Origin of the sequence: Brevundimonas sp. (genome assembly GCF_050729455.1) — a bacterium.
Classification (GTDB): Bacteria; Pseudomonadota; Alphaproteobacteria; order Caulobacterales; family Caulobacteraceae; genus Brevundimonas.
The window spans coordinates 1-4494 of record NZ_JBOHLI010000102.1 but is presented as its reverse complement, the minus strand read 5'-3'; the positions used below and the strand labels follow the sequence as shown (position 1 = coordinate 4494).

General features: G+C 72.1%; 5 protein-coding genes and 1 pseudogene. 4 read left to right on the top strand and 2 right to left on the bottom strand.

What is annotated here, in order from left to right:
- Together ACREEF_RS15565 and ACREEF_RS15560 are read left to right on the top strand one after the other, a co-directional pair.
- On the top strand, window positions 1-447 hold a 447-nt coding region (locus tag ACREEF_RS15565), incomplete at its 5' end, for a LytTR family DNA-binding domain-containing protein (RefSeq protein WP_431566477.1).
- A 115-nt stretch (window positions 448-562) separates the two neighbouring features.
- Complete coding sequence (locus tag ACREEF_RS15560) at window positions 563-943, top strand: hypothetical protein (protein WP_431566476.1); 381 nt, start codon at window positions 563-565, stop codon at window positions 941-943.
- Window positions 944-971: 28 nt separating this feature from the next.
- On the opposite strand, the gene ACREEF_RS15555 is transcribed toward ACREEF_RS15560, so the two are convergent.
- Window positions 972-2447 carry a carotenoid oxygenase family protein gene (locus ACREEF_RS15555; protein WP_431566475.1) on the bottom strand — a complete coding sequence of 492 codons (1476 nt, stop codon included), beginning with the start codon at window positions 2445-2447 and terminating at the stop codon, window positions 972-974.
- A 24-nt stretch (window positions 2448-2471) separates the two neighbouring features.
- Window positions 2472-2888 (bottom strand): DUF2141 domain-containing protein, encoded by a 417-nt coding sequence (locus ACREEF_RS15550; protein ID WP_431566474.1) that lies wholly within the window; start codon window positions 2886-2888, stop codon window positions 2472-2474.
- A gap of 199 nt (window positions 2889-3087) precedes the next feature.
- Between ACREEF_RS15550 and rpe the strand changes: the two genes are divergently transcribed.
- Both rpe and ACREEF_RS15540 read left to right on the top strand, forming a co-directional pair.
- Window positions 3088-3768, top strand: coding sequence for a ribulose-phosphate 3-epimerase (rpe, locus tag ACREEF_RS15545; protein WP_431566473.1), 681 nt, complete (start codon window positions 3088-3090; stop codon window positions 3766-3768).
- Window positions 3765-4494, top strand: a pseudogene (locus ACREEF_RS15540) (heparinase); the annotation flags it as partial. The gene rpe and the pseudogene ACREEF_RS15540, both read left to right, overlap by 4 nt.

Genomic DNA, 4494 nt, shown 5'->3' with positions numbered 1-4494 from the left:
CTGTTCCCGCTGGACGCCCTGATCAACTTCCTGCCGCCGGTCGCGCTGATCACCGCCGTGCTCAGCGCGCTGAACGTCTTCCTCGGCCGCGAGCGCCCAGTCGAGACCCACGCCGCCGCCCCCGGCGCCGCGCCCGCCCGCTTCCTCGACCGCCTGCCGCCCAGGCTGCGCGGCGCGCGGCTGATCGCGGTCCAGGCCGAGGACCATTACCTGCGTCTGCACACCGACGCGGGCTCGGACCTGATCCTGATGCGCCTGTCCGACGCCCTGACCGAACTGGAAGGTCTGGAAGGCGCCCAGACCCACCGCAGCTGGTGGGTGGCCCGCGACGCCGTCGCCTCCGTCGCCCGCGGCGACGGCCGCGCCGCCCTGACGCTGGACGGAGGCTCGGTCGCCCCCGTCAGTCGCCGCTACGCCCGGGCGCTGAGAGAAGCGGGGTGGTGGTGAAAGCTCACGGGAACGGACATGGCGGCGACCGCCCCTACCTCTACGGCGCCGATGACTTCGCCGTCTGGGAGCAGGGTTTGCGCCTTGCGCCCATGGACTAAATAGGGGCGGACGCATGCAGAGACGCTGGCTCTTTCTGATCGCCGTGTTCGCCGTCGCGCTGACGATCCTCTACCTCATGACCGCCCGCGTTTTCCTGGAAGGAGCGCTTGGCGATAACCACTTGATGTTGAAGCCATACCCGTCGTTTGACAATGGCCTGGGTGGGGGCGAAGAAGGTACTTGGGCGCGTGCCCATCCCGGTCAGCCCCCGCCTTGGTGGCAATCACCTGACGCCATTCGCCTGCTTGATGGTGGATCATGGGAGGAAGAACCGGTTCTCTGGCCGACGTTCTATATGCTCGGCTACCTCTTAACGCCGGTCCTGTGGCTCGTGCTCGCGGTTGGCGGCCTACGTCGGTTGATCCGCAGCCAACGCTTTCAGCCGCGCCCCTGACACCTTCGAAACAGCGGTAGATAACCCCTCACACCCAGTTGCCATGAAACGCCGCCGGCAGGGCCACGTCGGCGCGCCAGGTGGCGACGGGGCCGTCCTCGACGTGCATCAGGTCCAGGACGTGCAGTTCGCTGACTCCCGCCTTCAGGTTGATGCTCGGGCCGACCAGCCAGGCGTCGGCCTCGAGCGTGCCGCCGGGCTTGGGGACATAGACCATCTCGTCCGTCACATGGCCGGGGCCGAAGTCGAACGACCGGGTGCGGCCCGACGACCAGTCGGTGACGGCCACCGCCGAGGCCAGCGGCCGGTCGGCGCGCTCGCCCGTGGTGTGCAGGCTGAACCGCCGGGCCTGACCGGCGCGGCGCGGATCGCCGCGCGGGAACTCGGCCACCACCCCCGTCCGCTCCAGTCGGCCGCGCCCGCCGGCCTCCAGCACCGCCATGGCCAGTTCGGCCGGTTCGCCGCCCAGGGGCACGCCGTTCAGCACCTCATGGGCGCCGCGCGCGGCGAAATCCATGTCCTTGTGGGCGCAGAGGTCGAAGCGGATCGTCCCGTCCGCCTCCTCCCAGGCGTCGCCGACGTGAAAGAAACCGAAGGGCGGCAGGTCGTAAACCCGGCGTCGGCTCAGGTCCGCCTTGTCGATCACCAGCACCTGGGTCCCGACCTCCGGCGTCCAGTCGAACCCCGCCGACAGGGGCATGACGTTGCGGGCCCGCACCCAGGGCTGCAGCACGATGACCAGATGACGCGCCGTGGCGGTGAAGTCGTGGACGTAGCTGGCGCGCGGCAGGGGAATCACCTCCGCCGCCTCCAGCGCCCCGTCCGCCGCCAGCCGCCAGACCACGGCCTGCTTGCCGTTCATCCCCAGGTTCCAGATCCGGCCGTCCGGCTCGATGCGCGGATGGGCCAGGAAGGGCATCCCCTTCAGGTCGGGACGCAGGGTCACGAAGTCCTCGGTCGCCAGGGTCTCGGGGTCCATGGCCAGCGGCGACCCCGCCTCCCACAGGGCCCACAGCCTGTCGCCGACCAAATGCACCGAGGTGTTGGCCGCGCTGGCGTCGTCGGCCGAGCCGATGCGGGCGCGCGGGTCCGCCGTCGTGCCGAAGCCCGGCATCAGCATGGCCCCGACCTCGGCCTCCTGGCGCCGCTTGGGCGTGTCGGCGAAACGGGCGGCGAGCGTCGCCTGACCGTCCTGAACGCGCCAACGGCGGATCAGGCCGTCGCCGTCGAACCAGTGCTGGGCCGAGCCGCCCGGCCGACGGAACCTGGCCGGGCCGTTGCGGTAGAGGCTGCCCGACAGCCCGGCGGGCGCCCGGCCATGCACCAGCCGCAGGGCGCGCGGGGCCACGTCGCCTTCGACGTCGGCGGTGGCCAGCGACCAGTCGGCCGTCGCCGCCATCGCCTGGGCGGCGTAGGCCCTGTCGGGGGTCAGGACGCGGGCGGCGGCCAAGGCGCCGGAAAGCGCGGCGGCGCCCATGAACAGGGTGCGGCGGGTCGGGGTCATGGCGAGGGCTCCGGGCGTCTGGACTTAGCGGATGCGGATGGTCTGGGCCGTCGCGCCCGAGACCTCGAAGCGGGCGCGGTCCCACTTGGCCGGCCCCATGTTGCCGACGGCGTTGTTGGAGAAGGCGTAGGGCTCGGTCGGCATCCCGAACGGGTTGACGTTCATCTTCCCGTCGCCGTCCACGTCGTGGAAGGCCTTCATCCCATAGGCGCCGGCGGGCAGATCGAACACGGCCTCGCGTTGACCCGCCGCCACGTCGACCCGCGCCACGCGCGTCGGCGCGCCGTCCTCATAGGCGGCCTCGCTGTCGTAAAGGGCGACCATGACCGCGCCGGTTTCGGCCCCGGTCTCGAAGGTCAGGGTCAGGCGGTTGTCGGCCGGCTGGGCATGGGCGGGCGCGGCGAAGGCCAGCAGGGCGGCGACGGCGAGGGAGCGGATCATGGCAGGGTCCTTTCGGGAACGGCGTGGAAGTCGCCCTCTTTCTCCGACGCCCCGCCGGGCCTCGCCAGCGGCCTTGCGCCCCCGACCACGGCCCCTTCGCCAACGACCACCGCCGACCGCTCACGAAGCGCGAATGAACACGGCCTGCGTCAGCCGCCCGGCTTGCCCCCCGCGCGCCATGGCCGTAAGTCGCAGAACCATGACCCAGTCCACCACGACCGCCCCGCTGATCTGCCCCTCCATCCTCGCCAGCGACTTCGCCAAGCTGGGCGAAGAGATTCGCGCCCTGGAGGCCGCGGGCGCCGACTGGATCCACGTCGACGTCATGGACGGCCATTTCGTGCCCAACCTGACCATCGGCCCGGACGTGGTGAAGGCCCTGCGCCCCCACACAAGCCTGCCGTTCGACGTCCATCTGATGGTCGCCCCGGTCGATCCCTGGCTGGAAGCCTATCGCGAGGCCGGCGCCGACCTGCTGAGCATCCACCCCGAGAGCGGCCCCCACGTCCACCGGACGCTCGGCCGCATCCGCCAGCTGGGCGCCAAGGCCGGCCTGGTCTTCAACCCGGCCACGCCGCTGTCGATCCTGGAGGAAGCCGTCGATCTGGTCGATCTGGTGCTGATCATGTCGGTCAACCCCGGCTTCGGCGGTCAGAAATTCATCCCCTCGGCGCTGAAGAAGATCGAGCGCGCCCGCGCCATCCTCGACCGCGCCGGGTCCAAGGCCCATCTGCAGGTGGACGGCGGCGTCGTCGCCGACAACGCCGGGGCCTGCCTGTCCGCCGGGGCCGACGCCCTGGTCGCCGGCTCCTTCGTCTTCAAGGGCGGCCCGGACGCCTATGCCGCCAACATCCAGGCCCTGAAGGCCGCCGCCGCGTGAGCCCCCTCGGCCCCTTCGCCCCGCGTGATGTGGAAGGCGGCCTGAACGAAGGCCATATCCCCGGCCTGCGCGGCGCACCGGTCCGCACCCCGGTGCGCACGGGCGGGGCCAAGGCCGATCCCGCCCTCTGGGCCGCCGTGGCCGGACAGCTGGCCGCGCGCCAGCTGTGGATCGAACTCTACGGCCTGCCCGGCTACACATGGACGCTGAAAGGCGCCCGCGCCGAGGGTTTCGCCGTCAGCCCGCGCGACTTCCGCCCCCTGCGGGACGAGGCCCCGCGCCCCCTGCTGTCGGGCCGCTTCACCCTGGCCGGCCTCAGCCTCGACGCCGAGGGTCCCGCCGACCTGTGGAACCGGCCGACGCCCAGCCGGGCCTTCGCCGTCGAGCTGCACAGCTTCGTCTGGATGCCCGAGATGATGGCCCACGGCGATCGCGGCGTGCGCGAGGCCCTGGCCCTGACCCTGGCCTGGGACGACGTCTTCAACCGCTGGTCGCCCTTCTCCTGGGACCCCGACATCCTGGCGCGGCGCGCCTATCACCTGGCCTGCGCCGGACGGCGTCTGGCGGGGGTCGCGACCGAGGCCGAGCGTCTGCGCCTGACCGACATTCTGGCGCGCCAGGCCCGCCAGCTGCTGCGTCCGCCCGGCGGCCTGATGGGCCGGGCCGAGCGCCTGACCGCCGCCGCCGTGGCCGGCTGCGCCCTGGCGGGCAAGGCCGGGGCCGGTC